We start from the raw sequence: 18,233 nt of genomic DNA on the forward strand, positions 1-18,233 counted from the left end.
GGGCCCGCGCAGCACGCGGGCCCTTTTTCGTTTGTCATGGCTCTGTTGGTGGCATGGATGCCGGAATAAACGGCGTTTGCGTTCGCTGCGTTGCGTTGCCCAGGGCACATACATGCGAATAGACCGATTGCCGGACAAGAGACCGGCAGACACGGTGGTGTATCTGAGGGTGAAATAGCGTGTTCGCGCGCCATCGCAGGCAAATATGGTCACCCGGATCCAGTGGCGGCGAAGGAATGCCAAAAAGGCCCGCCGATCTGGCGGGCCTTGGCTATGCGCCGCTGACGCTAATGGACGACGGCATTGTCTGGTCTGGGTCGATTCGACGCCGCCACCCGGTCGCCAATGATCAGCCCGTCGCTGCCCGCCGTGACCGGGATCAGGTCACCATCAGCGACATCACCGGCCAGCAGCATCTCAGCCAGCGGATCCTGCAACGCACGCTGAATCACCCGTTTCAATGGCCGTGCCCCAAACACCGGATCATAGCCTTCATCGGCCAGCCACTTTCGTGCCCCGTCGTCCAGCTTAAGCCCGATCTTGCGCGCGGCAAGACGTTTCAACAGGCGTCGCATCTGGATTTCGACAATCCCGGCCATGTCCTGACGTGCAAGCCGGTCAAAGATGATGGTTTCATCCAAACGGTTCAGGAACTCGGGCCGGAAATGCGCCCGCACTGCATCCATTACATCGCGCCGCGCATCTGACGGGTCAGCCCCGTCCGGCATCATGCTGAGGGCCTGTGCCCCAAGGTTCGAAGTCAGCACAATCAGCGTCTGCTTGAAATCGACTGTGCGCCCCTGACCATCAGTCAGCACACCATCGTCCAGAACCTGCAACAGCACGTTGAACACATCCGGATGCGCCTTTTCGACCTCGTCGAACAGGATCACCTGATAGGGACGCCGCCGCACCGCTTCGGTCAGTACACCGCCTTCTTCATAGCCGACGTACCCCGGAGGGGCACCGATCAGACGCGCAACGCTGTGCTTTTCCATAAATTCGCTCATGTCGACGCGCACCATCGCGTTGTCATCATCGAACAGGAACTCGGCCACAGCCTTGGTCAGCTCGGTTTTACCAACGCCAGTCGGTCCAAGGAACAGGAACGAGCCCAGCGGCCGGTTCTCGTCATTCAGACCGGCCCGCGCACGGCGCACGGCATTGGCCACCGCCCGCACGGCTGCATTCTGACCGACAACCCGTTTATGCAGGCCGTCTTCCATCCGCAGCAGTTTTTCGCGCTCGCCTTCCAGCATCCGACTGGTGGGAATGCCGGTCCAGCGTTCCACGACCTGGGCAATCTGCTCGGGCCACACCGCTTCTTCGACCATCATGTCGCCTTCGGCGCTTTCGGCCTCGCCCAACTGTTTCTCAAGCTGCGGGATGACGCCGTAAGACAGCTCTCCGGCCTTGGCCAAATTGCCCTCGCGCTTGGCGATCTCCAACTCGGCGCGGGCATGATCGAGCTGTTCTTTCAGCTCGCGCGCGGCACCCAGCTTGTCACGCTCGGCCTGCCACTTGGCGGTCATCTCAGACGCGCGTTCCTGCAACTCGGCCAGCTCTTTCTGAAGCGTCTCAAGCCGGTCCTTACTGGCCTGATCATCCTCTTTCTTCAGCGCCTCCTGCTCGATCTGCATCTGCAGGATGTTACGGTCGAGCTGATCCAGCTCTTCGGGCTTGCTGTCCACTTCCATGCGCAAACGCGACGCCGCCTCGTCCATCAGGTCAATGGCCTTGTCCGGCAGGAAGCGGTCGGTGATATAGCGGTGCGACAACGTCGCCGCCGCCACCAGTGCCGAGTCCGAGATCCGTACCCCGTGATGCAGCTCGTACTTTTCCTTGATGCCGCGCAGGATCGAAATCGTATCCTCGACCGTCGGCTCGTTGACCATCACAGGCTGGAATCGACGGGCCAGCGCCGCATCCTTTTCCACATGCTTGCGATATTCGTCCAGCGTGGTGGCCCCGACGCAATGCAATTCGCCCCGCGCCAGCGCCGGTTTCAACAGGTTCGACGCATCCATCGCGCCGTCTGCCTTGCCCGCGCCGACCAGCGTGTGCATCTCGTCGATGAACAGGATGATTTCGCCTGCGGCTTCGGTCACTTCGGTCAGGATCGCCTTGAGCCGTTCCTCGAACTCACCGCGATACTTTGCCCCGGCGATCAACGACCCCATGTCGAGCGCCATCAGGCGTTTGTTGCGCAACGACTCAGGCACGTCACCGCTGATGATGCGCAGCGCCAGCCCCTCGGCAATCGCCGTCTTGCCAACGCCCGGTTCACCAATCAGCACCGGGTTGTTCTTGGTCCTGCGGCTCAGAACCTGCATGGTGCGACGGATTTCTTCGTCGCGGCCAATGATCGGGTCGATCTTGCCCTCTTCGGCGGCTTGCGTCAGATCGCGCGCATATTTCTTGAGCGCGTCATACCCCTCTTCGGCCGACGCCGAATCTGCCGTGCGCCCCTTGCGGATATCGTTCACCGCCTCGTTCAGCTTTTGCGGCGTGACAGCACCAGCCTCAAGCGCATCCTTGGCAGGGGATTTGACCATGCCCAGCGCCATCAGAATCCGCTCGACCGGGACAAAGGAATCGCCGGCCTTTTTGGCGATTTTCTCGGCCTCGTCCAGAACTTTGCCGGTTGCGCTGTCCAGATAGACCTGACCCGCGTCGCCGCTGACCTTGGGGATCTTGTTCAGCGCCACTTCGACCGCCTGCGCCACGCGCTGCGGCGCACCGCCCGCGCGGGAAATCAGGTTGCTGGCCAGCCCCTGATCGTCGTCCAGAAGTGCCTTGAGGATGTGTTCGGGGGCCAGCCTTTGGTGGCTTTCCCGCATCGCGATGGTTTGCGCCGCCTGAATGAACCCACGCGACCGCTCCGTGAACTTTTCTAAGTTCATCGTATTCTCCTTTATAAGCGCCCAGTTGGATTTGGGCACGCCTGACTTTGCAGCACGCGCCCGGATGGGCCTCTGATCAAGAAATGGGCGCGTGCCCGCGCTGGTTCAAGTGATCTGCACCCACATTTCCCCGCCTGCCGCCCTCTTGACGTGGTTGGTTCCTGCCTGCATCACCACCGCATGTATCAAGGAGAGCACAATGACCCTGCGCGCAGATGACCGCCTGATTGTTGCGATGGATGTGCCCAACGCCCTCGCCGGGCTAAAGCTGGCCGAAACGCTGGGCGACAGCGTCTCGTTCTACAAGATCGGGTTGGGGATGCTGACCGGTGGCGGGCTTGCACTGGCGGATGAGCTGAAGCAGCAGCATGGCAAACGCATCTTTCTGGACATGAAGCTGTTCGACATCGGCGCGACGGTGGAACACGCGGTGCGGGGGCTGGCACAATTCGACCTTGATTTCCTGACCGTCCATGGCGATCCGCATGTGGTCCGCGCCGCCAAGGAAGGCGCGAGCGGCAAGGATCTCAAAATCCTCGCCGTCACAATCCTCACCTCACTTGACCGGGCTGATCTGGACGATTGCCTGATTCAGGCCGGTGACATCCCCGACCTGGTCACACAGCGCGCCGCCCGCGCGTTCGAGGCCGGTGCCGATGGCATCATCGCCTCACCCAATGAGGCCGCGTTGATCCGCGCTTTGCCGCAAGCGACGGGCAAACTGATCGTAACCCCCGGCGTGCGTCCCGCAGGCACGGACCACGGTGATCAGAAACGCATCGCGACCCCCAGCAGCGCCGTTGCCGATGGCGCGAACCATATCGTCGTTGGTCGTCCGGTTTGGCAGGCCGATGATCCGCGTGCTGCGGTTCAGGCGATTCTTGCGGAAATGGCCCTGGTGCCCCCGGCCTGATCACCCAGAACGCCGCGTGGGAACCTTTTGCCACGGCGCACGTTAACCATGCATCAACGGTCATCAAAGAGAGGACCAGAGCATGGATAAGAACAAGACCCAAATCGGGAGCGTGTCCTACAACGCCGCGACCCAAAGCTTTGAGGCCCTTGTGACCTTTCACACGGATCAGGGGCGGGTGCGCGTGGCAAGCCAATATCCCGCGCCGCTGGCGACAGATTTCAGTGTCGCCGCCAACGGTCTGTGGAACGAAGCGCTGCGCCGTATCGACCTGCCCGGATCACTTAGGGCACGGCTGCAATCCGAACGGATTGAGGCACGCCAGACAACGCGCACCATGTCCCGTCCGTCAGAATGGCTGCATCAGCTGTTCGGCCTGCGTTCCGCCTGACCGCCACAAACTGACCGCCACAACCCAGTTTCCCGAGTAGACCGACTCCTGCCTGTCGGTTCTCAAGAGGCCTTTTCTGTCCCTCAGGTCTCTTTCCACTGACCGGGGCCGGCACATCCCCGCCGCGCCCCGGTTTTTTTCTATTTCTCAAGATATCGCCGCAGTTCGTCCTGAAAATGTGGGATCGCATCGTTTCGGGTCAGGAAATCGCCCGGCGGCATCAGCGACCAGCCGTCACCTTCATCACCAAAAACCACTTCGGATTCCCGCCCGGCATCCTGATGCGCAGCAAAAAACCAGTTGCGTCGACCATTTCGCCACGCTTCGTGACGCCAGATCAGCGCCTGTTCCGGTACGATCAACCCCACCTCTTCGCGGGTTTCGCGCAGCGCACATTCAGCCGCAGTTTCATCGCCCTCGCGCCCACCGCCAGGAAAATCCAGATATCCCGGCCAGGTGATCCCCGGCGTATGGTCCCGCCGGATCACCAATAGCGACCCGCCCAGAAACAACATCAGCTTGGCGCCGACAAAAATCCCGTCACTCTGGGTCATGGCCTGCCTTTCGTGCCTGCGCTATACTGGACACAGATAATCACTCATCCCGGAATGACGAGAGAGATGCCTGCGCTTTGTCGCGATTGCCTGACCCGGTTCGACAGCGGCCCACGCTGCCCGGTCTGCCGAAGCCCGCGTGTTGTGGCCCATGCGGAGCTGTGGGATCTGTCCATCGCGCATATGGATTGCGACGCATTCTACGCCTCGGTCGAAAAACGCGACAACCCGGAACTGGCCGACAAACCGGTGATCATCGGCGGCGGGCGGCGCGGTGTCGTCTCTACCGCCTGCTATATCGCGCGCATTCGCGGTGTGCGATCCGCCATGCCGATGTTCAAGGCGCTGGCCCTGTGCCCCGACGCGGTGATCGTCAAACCCCGCATGCAGGCCTATGTCGACGCATCCCGCGCCATTCGTGCGCTGATGGAGGAGTTGACCCCCGCCATCGAACCGCTATCGCTGGACGAGGCGTTTCTGGATCTGCGTGGTACCGCGCGACTGCACGGCGCGCCGCCTGCGGTCATTCTGGCACGGCTGATCCGCCGGATGCGCGACGAGTTGGGGCTGACTGGCTCAATCGGGCTGTCGCACAACAAATTTCTGGCCAAGATCGCCTCGGATCTCGATAAGCCGCACGGCTTTTCCGTCATCGGCGAGTCCGAAACCGAAGCGTTTTTGCGCCCCAAACCGGTCCGTCTGATCTGGGGTGTGGGCACGTCGGGCCAGGAGTCTCTGGAACGGGCCGGCATCCGCACCTTTGACGATCTTTTGCGCTGGGACCGGCGCGATCTCGCCGCCCGGTTCGGGTCGATGGGGGATCGGTTGTGGCATTTGGCGCGCGGCATCGACATGCGCCGCGTGTCCCGTGACCGCCCGATGAAGTCGATATCAAACGAGACCACCTTTCACGAGGATACCGCCAACCCGGATCTGCTGGACGGGCACCTCTGGCGGATGTGCGAAAAGGTTTCGGACCGGGCCAAGGCCAAGGATCTGGCTGGCCGGGTTGTGACCTTGAAACTGAAACGTGCCAATTTCGCACTGATCTCGCGCCGGATTGCCCTGCACGACGCGACACAGATGGCTGACCGGATATATCGCACGGCACGCGGGCTATTCGATCAGGTGGGGGATCAGGGGCCGTACCGGCTATTGGGGGCCGGCCTGTCGGACCTGCGCCCGGCTCAGGACGGCGATCTTAGCACCGATCTGCTCGACCCCGGTGCCGCGCGACGCGCCGGGGCCGAACGCGCAACGGATGCCATCCGCGGCCGTTTCGGTGCTGATGCGATCCTCAAAGGGCGCGCACTGCGCTAAGGCTCGGGTGACGTTTCGCGGATTTCGCATGTCCGCGACGGGCCCTCAGTTCACAGGGGTGACACGGAAAACGGGTCCAGGTGGGCCCGTTTCCTGTGCGTTGCGATTGCGAAGAGACGCCCGCGTCAGTGCTTTTTCTTCTTGGGCGGCATCAGATCGGTGATCGTGCCCTCGAACATCTCGGCGGCAAAGTTCACGGTCTCCGACAAGGTCGGGTGCGGGTGGATGGTGTGGCCCAGATCGACCGCGTCCGCGCCCATTTCGATGGCCAGCGCGACCTCGGCGATCAGATCGCCCGCGTTGGTACCGACAATCGAGGCGCCGATCACGCGCTGATCCTCGGGATCGAACAGCAGCTTGGTGATGCCCTCGCTGCGGCCATTTGCCAGCGACCGCCCCGATGCAGCCCAAGGGAACACGCCCTTTTCATAGGGAATGCCCTTGGCCTTGGCTTCGGTTTCGGTGACGCCGACCCAGGCTACCTCGGGGTCGGTATAGGCGACCGACGGGATGACCTTGGCGTCAAAGGCGCGCTTTTCGCCCGCAGCCACTTCGGCGGCAACCTTGCCTTCGTGGACCGCCTTGTGCGCCAGCATCGGCTGACCCACCACGTCGCCGATGGCAAAGATATGCGCCACGCCGGTGCGCTGCTGGTGATCTACGGCGATAAAGCCGCGATCGTCCACCGCCACACCCGCCGCTTCGGCATCAATCATCTTGCCGTTGGGTTTGCGGCCCACGGCCACCAGCACCTTGTCAAAGGTGTCGGTGGTCTCTGCGCCTTTGTCATCTTCGAAGGTGACCTTGAGCCCACCTTTGAGCGCCTCGACATTCTTGACCTTGGTCTTGAGCAGGATGTTTTCGTACCGCCCCTCGATCCGCTTGTGCAGCGGCTTGACCATGTCCTTGTCAGCGCCGGGCATCAGCTGGTCCATGAATTCGACCACCGTGACCTTGGACCCCAGAGCATCATAGACGCAGGCCATTTCCAGACCGATAATGCCGCCGCCCAGAACCAGCAGCCGTTTCGGCACATCCTTCAGTTCCAGCGCGCCGGTGCTGTCGATCACCCGGTCGTCGTCCTGCGGAATGAACGGAAGGCTGACCGGTTCGGATCCAGCGGCGATGATGCACTGGTCAAAGCTGACCTTGGTCACGCCGTCGTCGCCTTCGACCGAAATCATGTTTGGCCCGGTAAAGCGGCCATAGCCGGTCACGACCTTGATCTTGCGGGCCTTGCTCAGACCATCCAGACCGCCGGTCAGCTGGGTGACAACGCCGTTCTTGAAATCGCGCAGCGCATCCAGATCGACCTTTGGCTTGCCAAAGCTGACGCCGTGGCTCTTCATCTCTTCGGCTTCGGTAATGACCTTGGCGACATGCAGCAGCGCCTTGGAGGGGATGCAGCCGACGTTCAGGCAAACGCCGCCCAGAACGGGGTACTTTTCGATCAGGATGACCGATTTGCCCAGATCCGCAGCGCGGAACGCCGCCGTGTAGCCGCCGGGGCCAGACCCCAGAACGACCACCTCGGCATGGACATCGCCTTTGCCCGTGGCCGTGCCGGACGCTGCCACGGATTTTGGAGCCTCTTTTGGAGCCTCTTCCTTGGCAGCGGCTGGGGCATCACTTGCCTCTGCGCCTTCAAATACCATGATGACCGATCCCTCGGACACCTTGTCGCCCTCTTTCACCTTGATCTCTGTCACCTTACCTGCGGCGGGCGACGGGACCTCCAGCGTCGCCTTGTCCGACTCCAACTCGATCAGGGCGTCTTCCTTGGCGACCGTATCACCGACAGCCACCAGAATGCTGAGGACCGGCACATCCTTGAAATCCCCAATGTCGGGTACCTTGATATCCATTCTCAAAGCCCCCTTACAACATCAGCCGCCGGGCATCGCCCAGCAGGTATTTCAGATGCGCGGCAAAGCGTGCCGCCAGCGCGCCGTCGATTGCGCGGTGGTCATAAGACAGCGACATTGGCAGCATGTTGCGCGGCACAAATTCCGTGCCGTTCCAGACCGGCGCCATCTTGGACCGGGTCAGGCCCAGGATCGCCACTTCGGGCGCGTTGACGATGGGGGTAAACGACGTGCCCCCGATTCCGCCCAGCGACGAAATGGTGAACGTGGCACCCTGCATGTCAGGGCCTTTCAGCGCACCGTCGCGGGCCTTTTTCGACAGTTCCTGCAAGTCCATGGAAATCTCGACGATGCCCTTGCGGTCCGCATCCTTGATCACCGGCACCATCAGACCGTTCGGCGTGTCCGCCGCAAAGCCGATGTTATAGTAATCCTTCTTGATCAGCTTGTCGCCATCAGGGTGCAGTGAGCTGTTGAATTCCCAGTGCTTTTTCAGTGCCGACACCGACGCCTTGACCAGGAACGACAGCAGCGTGACGCGGTAGCCTTCGTTCTTGGCCTCCGTGTCCAGCTCCTTGCGGTACTTGTCGAGGTCGGTGATATCCGCCTCTTCGTTGTGGGTCACATGCGGGATGTTCAGCCAGGACCGGTGCAGCGCCGGGCCTGACAGTTTCTTGATCCGGGCCATTTCTACATCTTCGACCCGACCGAATTTGCTGAAATCCACCACCGGGATCGGCGGGATACCCATGCCGCCCTGCGCCGTAGCCGCCGCAGCGGGGGCAGCCGTAGATTTCAGCGCCTTCATTACGTCTTCGCGCAGGATCCGGCCCTTGCGGCCCGAACCATTGACCTTGTTCAGGTCCACATCGACGTTGCGCGCAAAAGCCCGCACTGACGGTGACGCATGCACCTTAGAAAATCCTGCATCCGTGAGCGGTGCCGACGTCGCCGCAGCGGGGGCAGCGGCAGGTGCCTCCTTTGTCTCTTTCGGCGGCTCGGCTTTTGAATCTTCCTTGGCGGGGGCAGCAGCTTCACCGCTTTCCTCGACCAGCATGATCAGGCTGCCCTCGGACACCTTGTCACCTTCGGACACTTTGATCTCTTTGATCACACCGGCCTTGGGCGATGGCACTTCGAGCGTTGCCTTGTCTGATTCCAGCTCGATCAGCGCATCCTCGACGGCCACGGTGTCACCCACCGACACCAGGATTGTGACAATCGGCACGTCTTTGAAATCGCCGATATCCGGAACTTTTACTTCAGTCGTCATTGTCGTTTTCTCCTCGTTCCGTCGCTCAGACCAGGCGCGGGTTCGGCTTGCCGCCGTCGATTTCATATTTGCTCAGCGCGCTTTGCAGATCCTTTTCGGACACTGCCCCCTCGCGATAGAGATCAACCATGGCCGCCGCCGCGATGTGATTTGCGTCCACCTCAAAGAACCGTCGCAGGTTCACCCGGCTGTCCGACCGTCCGAACCCGTCCGTCCCGAGCACAGTGAATCGGTTTGGCACATAGCTGCGGATCTGTTCGGCGTAGTTCTTCATATAGTCGGTGGCAGCGATGATCGGTCCGCTGACCCCTTCGAGCGTCTGAGTGACATACGGCACCTTTTCTGCGGCAAACGGGTTCAGCCGGTTTTGCCGTGCACAATCCTGCCCGTCGCGGGCCAGCTCGTTAAAGCTGGTCGCCGACCAGATATCAGACGTGACGCCGAAATCGTCCTTGAGCAACTTGGCCGCCTTGATCGCCTGAACCAGGATCGTGCCCGATCCCATCAGGTTCACGTGACGCTTGGCCGGTTTTGCGGTCTTGGACATCCGGTATAGGCCCTTGATGATGCCCTCTTCGGACCCCATCGGCATTTCCGGGTGGCTGTAGTTTTCGTTCATCAGGGTCAGATAGAAATACACATCCTCCTGATCGATGAACATCCGCTGAAGCCCGTGGCGCACAATGACCGCCACTTCGTAGCTGAAGGTCGGGTCGTAGCTGATGCAGTTCGGAATGGTACCGGCAAGGATATGGCTGTGCCCGTCCTCGTGCTGCAACCCTTCGCCGTTCAGCGTCGTGCGTCCCGCCGTGCCGCCCAGCATAAAGCCGCGCGCCCGGCTGTCGCCCGCCGCCCAGGCCAGATCACCGATCCGCTGGAACCCGAACATCGAATAATAGATGTAGAACGGGATCATCGGCACGCCGTGGGTGGAATAGGACGTCGCCGCCGCGATCCAGTCGGCCATGGCACCGGCCTCGTTGATGCCTTCCTGCAGAACCTGACCGTCCTTGCTCTCTTTATAGAACATCATCTGGTCGGCGTCTTGCGGGGTATAGTTCTGACCCAGCGGATTATAGATACCCACCGACCGGAACAGTCCTTCCATGCCAAAGGTGCGGGATTCGTCCGGCACGATCGGCACGACATTTTTGCCGATCTTCTTGTCACGCAGCAGCGTGGTGAGGATACGAACAAACGCCATCGTGGTCGAGATTTCACGCTCGCCGGTCGATTCCAGCTGACTTTTGAACGCGGACAGCGCCGGGATCTCAAGCTTGGGCGCGTCACGCCAGTCGCGTTTCGGGAACGCCCCGCCCAATTCGCGGCGGCGCTCGGTCAAATAGGCCTTTTGCGCATTGTTGAGGCTGACCAGAGGCGCGTTCGGCAGATCCTCGTCCGAGACGGGCACCTGAAACCGATCGCGCATGGCGCGCAACTGTTCTGTCGCCATCTTTTTCTGCTGATGCGTGGTGTTCTGGCCTTCGCCGGCCGTGCCCATGCCGTAGCCCTTGACCGTCTTGACCAAAAGACAGGTCGGCTGGCCCTTGGTCTCGGTCGCGCGCTTGAACGCGGTATAGACCTTTTTCGGATCGTGCCCGCCGCGCCGCAGCGACCAGATCTGATCGTCCGTCCAGTCTTCGACCAGCGCCGCTGTCTCGGGGTATTTGCCAAAGAAATGCTCGCGGATATAGGCGCCGTCCTTGGACTTGAATGTCTGATAATCGCCGTCCACTGTTTCGTCCATCAACTGCCGCAGCTTGCCAGAGATGTCTTTTTCCAGCAGCTGATCCCAGCCTTTGCCCCAGAGCAGCTTGATCACGTTCCAGCCAGAGCCGCGGAAGTTGCCCTCGAGTTCCTGGACGATCTTGCCGTTCCCACGCACCGGCCCGTCAAGACGCTGAAGGTTGCAGTTCACAACAAAGATCAGGTTGTCCAACCCCTCACGCGCGGCAAGGCTGATTGCCCCCAGACTTTCGGGTTCGTCCATTTCACCGTCGCCAAGGAACACCCAAACCTTGCGGTCTGCGGCGTCGATCAGGCCACGGTTGTGCATATATTTCATGAACCGCGCCTGGTAGATCGCCATCAGCGGCCCCAGACCCATCGAAACCGTCGGGAACTGCCAATAATCCGGCATCAGCCACGGGTGCGGATATGAGCTGAGGCCATTGCCGCTGACTTCTGAGCGGAACATTTCCATCTGCTCTGCCGTCAGGCGCCCTTCCATGAACGATCGGGCATAGATACCAGGCACGACATGGCCCTGAAAGAACACCAGATCGCCGCCATGAATGGCCGATTTGGAGCGCCAGAAATGGTTCAGACCAACATCATACATGCAAGCGGACGAGGCAAAGCTGGCAATGTGCCCGCCGTATTCGCTGCTTTCCTTATTGCGACGAACAACCGTCGCCATGGCATTCCAGCGGTTGATCGTGCGGATTCGCCATTCCATTTCCGTATCGCCCGGGATCTCCAGCTCATCATCAGGCGAGATCGTGTTCTGATACGGCGTGGTAGCGGAAAACGGCAGGTTGGCACCAGCGGCACGCGCCTGCTGCACGGCCTTGTCCAGCAGGAAATGCGCGCGATTGGCGCCATCCCGTTGAATGACATCCTCGATCGCCTCCTGCCATTCCTGCGATTCTACCGGATCAATGTCTTGTCGACTGTCGGTCATGTGTCCTCTTCCCTTGATAGCGCGGACGCCCAAAACTGGCGGGCGGCGAATTTAGTTTAACTGTAAACCATTTTGCATTTCATCTACCAGCAACCGCTCTGGATTGCGCGGTGCGGGTTCCGCATTCGGGTAGCACAGCGAATGACGCTGCGGCAGATCAACCGGCGCATAACGTCCATGCGCATGATGCATGGCACATCGCACGGGTACAATTGTTTAAGGCTAAACAAAAGCAACTCCCCCTTGGTCGCGTATCGCGACTCTGTCGTTAAACCCAACAGACCACGGGTTGTCCCTGAAATGCAAGCAAAGCCCGCAATACCAACTTTAGGCCCAGCCCCGTCAGCCGTCAGCTGCTTTGGTCGACCACAGGAATAAGGGGGGAAGCGGCGCCGGAATCGGAGGTGCCTTCGAGCTCTTCAAAGTCGAAATTGTCCAGCCGTCGCGCCCGGCGCCCAGCTTTGTCGGCACTGATTTTGATGTCTGAAATATCTTTGGCCGCCTGACCGAAATGTCGATCGAGCGACTCGACCCGCGTGCCCAGCCGGTCGACATCAGCATACAGCAACCCCAGCTCGCGACGGATCGCGCCAGCCTGCTCCTGCATCCGCGCATCCTTGAGGATCGCGCGCATGGTGTTCAGCGTCGCCATGCAGGTAGTCGGACTGACGATCCAGACCCGCGCAGTAAAGCCATCGCGCACCACCTCGGGAAAATTGCCGTGCAGTTCGGCATAGACTGCCTCGGATGGCAGGAACATCAGCGCGCCGTCGGCGGTCTCACCCTCGATGATATATTTCTCTGAAATATCGCGGATGTGTTTGCGCACGGCCAGGCGCAGTTGTTGCGCCGCGCGGGTCAGTTGATCCTGTGTATCGGCGCGCCGCAGCGCCTCGTACGCCTCAAGCGGGAATTTGCTGTCGATGCAGATTGGGCCAGGCGGGTTCGGCAAGTGGATCAGGCAATCCGCACGCTTGCCGTTGCTCAGCGTCGCCTGCAACGTATAGCTGTCGCGCGGCAACGCCTTGCCGACGATATCGTTCAGCTGAATTTCACCGAACGCGCCGCGGGTTTGTTTGTTGCTCAGAATGTCCTGCAACGACAGCACATCGCCACTGAGTTTCGAGATGTTGTCCTGCGCCTTGTCAATGCTTTGCAACCGCTGCTGCAGATCACCCAGAGATTGCGCCGTGCGACGCGCCGACCCATGCAGCGTCTCCGTCATCTGCAACTGCACCGCCGCCAATCGCTGCTCCATCAGTTGCAGCATGGCGGTCTGGCTGGTGGCCTGCGCCTCGCTCACGTGATGTAGCCCACCGGCAAGTCGTTCCTGGCCCTCGCCCAGCGCCTGAATCCGCGCGCCAACCTGACCCATCTGCATCGCCAGCGGTTCAACCAGCCGAGCCGAGTGTTGCGCCGCACGGGCCGACGCGATCAGCAGCCAGATCACCAGCATGAACAGCGCCCCCCCCGCAAGCATCAAAAGCACAATCGGATCACTCAATGCATAGACCTGCCCCTGCACCGTGATCATGTGCGGCCAAACAGTCGTTCGATATCGCTTAGCTTCAGCTCGACATAAGTCGGGCGACCGTGGTTGCACTGGCCGGAATGGGGCGTCGCCTCCATCTCGCGCAGCAGCGCGTTCATTTCTTCAGCGCGCATCACGCGACCCGACCGGATCGAGCCGTGGCAGGCAACGCGGCTTAGAATCGCTTCGATCTTTTCCTGCACCAGTTCGCTTGCGCCGTTGTCCGACAATTCGTCCAGCACGTCACGCAACAGCGCCTCGGCGTTGACCTCGCCCAGAATGGCGGGGGTTTCACGCACCGCGACCGCGCCACCACCAAACGGTTCCAGACCCAGACCCATGCGGTACAATTCCTCTGAATGGTCCAGCAGCAAAGCGGCATCACCTGCGCTGAGTTCGACAATTTCCGGGATCAGCAGGGCCTGCGCGGCGACGCCATTCTCCGCCATCTGGCGCTTGAGCTTTTCGTAGACCAGCCGTTCATGGGCCGCATGCTGATCGACGATCACGATGCCATCACCGGTCTGTGCGATAATGTAATTCTCGTGGACCTGTCCACGTGCGGCCCCAAGAGGACGCGCCTCTTGCGGTGCATCGCCGGTGTCGTCAGCCGGGGCTTCGACCATTCGACCGCTGTAGCTGCCCGCCATATCCGCAAAGCCCGGTGCCTGCGCCGCATAGGACGCGGCCCGCGCCCCGGCGCTGGGGCGGTCCATCTGGTAGACACGTGGCGCTGACCCAGCGACAGGTTCAGGCTGCATCGCGCCCAGGGTTGCCCCCGCCACCGTGCTTGACGCCCGGTGCCCGGCCTCGGCCAGCGCATGCCGCAGGGCCGACACGATCAATCCACGCACAAGTCCGGGGTCGCGAAACCGCACCTCGGATTTCGCAGGGTGGACGTTCACATCCACCAGATGCGGGTCGCAATCCACAAACAGTGCCACCGCCGGATGCCGGTCGCGGCTGAGGAAATCCGCATAGGCCCCACGCAGCGCCCCGATCAGCAGCTTGTCCCGCACCGGCCTGCCGTTAACAAAGAAGTACTGCGCCACCGCCGCGCCACGCGAATAGGTCGGCAGCGCAGCATAGCCCGTCAACCGAAAGCCGTCGCGCGTGGCGTCAATCGGCAGCGCATTTTCGGTAAACTCAGCGCCCATCACCTGCCTCAGTCGCCCACGCAGCGCATCGAATAGGTCGCCGGTGACGGCATCAGCCCGAAACGTCACGCGTCCCTCGCCACCGCCAGACACATCCCGCAGGGAGAACCCAACAGACGGCTCAGCCATGGCCAGCCGACGGATCACATCCCCGACCGCCTGCGATTCCGCACGGTCGGTGCGCAGAAACTTGAGTCGCGCCGGCGTGGCATAAAACAGATCCCGCAATGTGACCTGGGTGCCGGTGTTGAGCGCAGCAGGACGCACCGCGCTTTCCACCCCGCCGCTGACCTGCACCTCGGCCGCGTCATGCCCCGCAGCACGGCTGGCAATGGTCAGCCGCCCGACCGATCCAAGGCTTGGCAATGCCTCACCGCGAAAGCCAAAGGAGTGGATGTCGAGCAGGTCAGAGCCGTCGATCTTGGACGTCGCGTGGCGACGCAGGGCCAGCGGCAGTTCATCCGGTGCCATGCCACAGCCATCATCCGTCACGCGGATCAGCGTCTTGCCGCCATCCGCCAGATCGACTGTGACGCGTCGCGCGCCGGCATCAATCGCGTTCTCGACAAGTTCCTTGACTGCCGAGGCAGGTCGTTCAACCACCTCACCAGCGGCGATACGGTTGATCGCCGCGTCGTCAAGCTGTCGGATTACGGGGCGCATATGGGTGGCATGTGTATTCATACCACTAAACCTAGCAGGCCCTGCCCGATTCTGAAATCAGAGAATACGCCGGATGACTGGAGGACACAGAACCGCGTGGTCCAATTTCTCTTACGCGGCTTGGCTGAACCATAGGTTTGCGCCGAGCCTGCGTTATCTGGTGAATCTTTTGGCCGAGCGGGGCGTGACCGTCGCCGACGACACATCCGGGGGTGATGCCTGCGCTTCGGACCGAAAATCGCAGCCAGGATCAGACGTAACCGTCATGCATCCGCCACAAATCACGTGATACCGCAGGAACGGTTGCGCGCCTGCGCCATACCTTAGGCCGACATATTCGCGATTTGCCTTGCTACGCAAAATAAACTACTCGGCCCGAACCGGGACCGACAGATCACGAGGATTCAACGTTGCAGACACCCTATTATCTCATCGACAAGTCGCGCCTTTTGCCGAACCTGCAAAAGATCGCCTGGCTGCGAGAGACATCGGGTGCGAAATCATTGCTGGCGTTAAAGTGCTTTGCCACGTGGTCGGTGTTTGATTTCATGGCCCAATATATGGATGGCACAACCTCATCTTCGCTTTACGAGGTCAAGCTGGGCAAGGCCCGGTTCCCAGGTGAGACGCACGCCTATTCCGTCGCATACGCCGATGACGAGATTGCAGAAGTGCTGGCGCAGTCCGACAAGATCATCTTTAATTCGATCAACCAGCTGGCCCGCTTTGCCGCAGAGTCACAAAATCACGTGCGCGGATTGCGGGTGAATCCCGGTGTCTCGACTTCGGGCTTTGATCTGGCCGATCCCGCCCGCCCCTTTAGCCGCCTTGGCGAAAGTGACCCCGCGCAGGTTGCGGCGGTGGCGGATCAGATCACCGGGCTGATGTTTCACAACAATTGCGAGAACGACAGCTTTGATCGCTTTGACGAGATGCTGACCCTGATCGAAACGAATTTTGGCGCGACGCTGCACAAGATGACCTGGGTCAGCCTGGGCGGCGGCATCCACTTTACCGGCGAAGGCTATCCACTTGAGCGGCTTTCGGCGCGTCTGAAGGCATTTGCCGCCAGATACGCCGTGCAGGTTTACCTTGAGCCGGGCGAAGCCGCAATCACCGGTGCCGCAACATTGGAAGTGACGGTGTTGGACACGATGCACAACGGCAAGAACCTTGCCATCGTCGACAGCTCGATCGAGGCGCATATGCTGGATCTGCTGATTTACCGCGAAGCCGCAAAGGTCAGCCCCGACGCGGGCGCGCATGAATGGATGATCTGCGGCAAATCCTGCCTTGCCGGGGATATCTTTGGCGAATTCCGCTTTGACGCGCCGTTGAAACCGGGCGACCGGATTTCGTTTCAGGACGCGGCCGGTTATACAATGGTCAAGAAAAACTGGTTCAACGGCGTGAAAATGCCCGGCATCGCGATCCGGGAACTGGATGGCACCACACGGCAGGTCCGCGCGTTTGACTATGACGATTTTGCCGCAGCGCTGTCCTGAACTGAACTGACAAAAGAGGTTTCCCCGACACATGAAACGTAATGTTCTTATCATCGGCGCCGGTGGCGTCGCTCAGGTCGTGGCGCATAAATGCGCGCAGCATACCGATGTGCTGGGTGATCTTCATATCGCCAGCCGGACGATTTCCAAATGCAAGGCGATCATCCAGAGCGTACATGACAAAAAGGCGATGAAACAGGACTCGGTGTTCGAGGCCCACGCGGTTGACGCAATGGACAGCGATGCGGTTGTAAAGCTGCTGAACAGTACCGGCGCGCAGATCGTGATCAATGTCGGGTCGCCCTTTGTGAACATGACAGTGCTCGAGGCATGTATCCGGACCGGCACCGCCTATATCGACACCGCGATTCACGAAGATCCGGGCAAAATCTGCGAAACGCCACCGTGGTACGGCAATTATGAATGGAAGCGCCGCGAGGATTGCGCCCGCGCCGGAGTCACGGCGATCCTTGGGGCCGGATTTGACCCGGGCATGGTCAACGCCTTTGCGCGCTTTGCGGTCGATGCCTTCATGGACGAGGTAAAATCCATAGATATCGTCGATATCAACGCCGGATCCCACGGAAAGTACTTTTCGACCAATTTCGATCCCGAGATCAACTTTCGTGAGTTCACCGGCACGGTCTACAGCTGGCAGCAGGGCGCCTGGCACAGCAATGCGATGTTCGAAGTGGGCCGCGAATGGGATCTTCCGGTTGTCGGCAAACAAAAGGCCTATCTGTCCGGGCATGACGAAGTACATTCGCTAGCCGCAAATTACCCGCAGGCCGATATCCGATTCTGGATGGGGTTTGGCGATCACTACATCAACGTCTTCTCGGTGCTGCAAAATCTTGGGCTTTTGTCGGAGCAGCCTGTCACCACAGCCGAAGGCCTGGAGGTCGTTCCCCTGAAGCTGGTCAAGGCAGTGCTGCCCGACCCGTCGACGCTTGCATCCGAGTACACAGGCAAGACCTGCATCGGCGATCTGGTTCGGGGCACAAGGAATGGCGAGGAAGTCGAGGTCTTTGTCTACAACGTCTCTGACCACGAGATGGCCTATGCCGAAGTCGGCAGCCAGGGTATTTCCTATACTGCCGGCGTCCCTCCGGTGGCGATGGCCATGCTAATCGCGGATGGCACCTACGACCAAGGAAAAATGGTGAACGTCGAAGAACTGGACCCCAAACCGCTGTTCACCCTGCTCGATGATATCGGCCTGCCGACCCGTGTCAGGGACGCCGCCGGGGATCGAGAATGGTTTCGCGCCTGACGTTCGGGCAAACGCATTTTGTCCCGAAACAATGCGTCTGCCGACATGACTTTGGTATCCAGTGATTGGTCAAGAAACCGGTCCTGAATATCTTGGTGTGGCGCGACGGTCGGAACTCTGAGCGATCGCCTCTTTTCACCTCGTGCAGCTTTGCGCGGCCGAGAGGACGATATTCGATTCCGAGTGCATTCCAATGCAAGTG

Annotated in this window: 12 protein-coding genes; 5 read left to right on the forward strand and 7 right to left on the reverse strand. The window is 60.6% G+C overall.

Annotation, left to right across the window (positions count from 1 at the left end):
• Nucleotides 1–287: 287 nt before the first annotated feature.
• A complete protein-coding gene (clpB, locus tag IMCC21224_RS00615) occupies nucleotides 288–2,903 on the reverse strand; it encodes an ATP-dependent chaperone ClpB (protein ID WP_047993681.1) in 2,616 nt (871 codons plus the stop codon).
• Between the two features lie 199 nt (nucleotides 2,904–3,102).
• On the opposite strand from clpB, the gene pyrF reads away from it, so the two are divergent.
• Nucleotides 3,103–3,816 (forward strand): orotidine-5'-phosphate decarboxylase, encoded by a 714-nt coding sequence (gene pyrF, locus IMCC21224_RS00620; protein ID WP_047993682.1) that lies wholly within the window; start codon nucleotides 3,103–3,105, stop codon nucleotides 3,814–3,816.
• Between the two features lie 82 nt (nucleotides 3,817–3,898).
• The gene (locus IMCC21224_RS00625) at nucleotides 3,899–4,207 is read left to right on the forward strand and encodes a hypothetical protein (protein ID WP_053078857.1); all 309 of its coding nucleotides are present in this window, start codon (nucleotides 3,899–3,901) and stop codon (nucleotides 4,205–4,207) included.
• Between the two features lie 140 nt (nucleotides 4,208–4,347).
• On the opposite strand, the gene IMCC21224_RS00630 is transcribed toward IMCC21224_RS00625, so the two are convergent.
• Nucleotides 4,348–4,761, reverse strand: coding sequence for an NUDIX hydrolase (locus tag IMCC21224_RS00630; protein WP_047993683.1), 414 nt, complete (start codon nucleotides 4,759–4,761; stop codon nucleotides 4,348–4,350).
• A gap of 66 nt (nucleotides 4,762–4,827) precedes the next feature.
• Between IMCC21224_RS00630 and IMCC21224_RS00635 the strand changes: the two genes are divergently transcribed.
• Nucleotides 4,828–6,081 (forward strand): DNA polymerase IV, encoded by a 1,254-nt coding sequence (locus IMCC21224_RS00635; RefSeq protein WP_047993684.1) that lies wholly within the window; start codon nucleotides 4,828–4,830, stop codon nucleotides 6,079–6,081.
• Between the two features lie 125 nt (nucleotides 6,082–6,206).
• On the opposite strand, the gene lpdA is transcribed toward IMCC21224_RS00635, so the two are convergent.
• From lpdA to mutL, 5 genes are all read right to left on the reverse strand, one after another.
• The gene (lpdA, locus tag IMCC21224_RS00640; RefSeq protein WP_047993685.1) at nucleotides 6,207–7,946 is read right to left on the reverse strand and encodes a dihydrolipoyl dehydrogenase; all 1,740 of its coding nucleotides are present in this window, start codon (nucleotides 7,944–7,946) and stop codon (nucleotides 6,207–6,209) included.
• A 13-nt stretch (nucleotides 7,947–7,959) separates the two neighbouring features.
• Nucleotides 7,960–9,285 carry a dihydrolipoyllysine-residue acetyltransferase gene (gene aceF, locus IMCC21224_RS00645; protein WP_255347978.1) on the reverse strand — a complete coding sequence of 442 codons (1,326 nt, stop codon included), beginning with the start codon at nucleotides 9,283–9,285 and terminating at the stop codon, nucleotides 7,960–7,962.
• Complete coding sequence (aceE, locus tag IMCC21224_RS00650; protein WP_047993686.1) at nucleotides 9,245–11,902, reverse strand: pyruvate dehydrogenase (acetyl-transferring), homodimeric type; 2,658 nt, start codon at nucleotides 11,900–11,902, stop codon at nucleotides 9,245–9,247. The genes aceF and aceE overlap by 41 nt, the downstream gene beginning before the upstream one ends.
• Before the next feature lie 349 nt (nucleotides 11,903–12,251).
• Entirely contained in the window at nucleotides 12,252–13,436 is a 1,185-nt protein-coding gene (locus IMCC21224_RS00655) for a DNA recombination protein RmuC (protein ID WP_047993687.1), read from the reverse strand.
• Entirely contained in the window at nucleotides 13,433–15,274 is a 1,842-nt protein-coding gene (mutL, locus tag IMCC21224_RS00660) for a DNA mismatch repair endonuclease MutL (protein ID WP_047993688.1), read from the reverse strand. The genes IMCC21224_RS00655 and mutL overlap by 4 nt, the downstream gene beginning before the upstream one ends.
• A 389-nt stretch (nucleotides 15,275–15,663) precedes the next feature.
• Here mutL and IMCC21224_RS00665 point away from each other — a divergent pair, with 389 nt between their 5' ends.
• Together IMCC21224_RS00665 and IMCC21224_RS00670 are read left to right on the forward strand one after the other, a co-directional pair.
• Complete coding sequence (locus tag IMCC21224_RS00665) at nucleotides 15,664–16,758, forward strand: carboxynorspermidine decarboxylase (protein ID WP_047993689.1); 1,095 nt, start codon at nucleotides 15,664–15,666, stop codon at nucleotides 16,756–16,758.
• A 31-nt stretch (nucleotides 16,759–16,789) separates the two neighbouring features.
• Nucleotides 16,790–18,031 carry a saccharopine dehydrogenase family protein gene (locus IMCC21224_RS00670; protein WP_047993690.1) on the forward strand — a complete coding sequence of 414 codons (1,242 nt, stop codon included), beginning with the start codon at nucleotides 16,790–16,792 and terminating at the stop codon, nucleotides 18,029–18,031.
• Nucleotides 18,032–18,233 lie beyond the last annotated feature (202 nt).

Origin of the sequence: Puniceibacterium sp. IMCC21224 (genome assembly GCF_001038505.1) — a bacterium.
GTDB lineage: Bacteria > Pseudomonadota > Alphaproteobacteria > Rhodobacterales > Rhodobacteraceae > Puniceibacterium.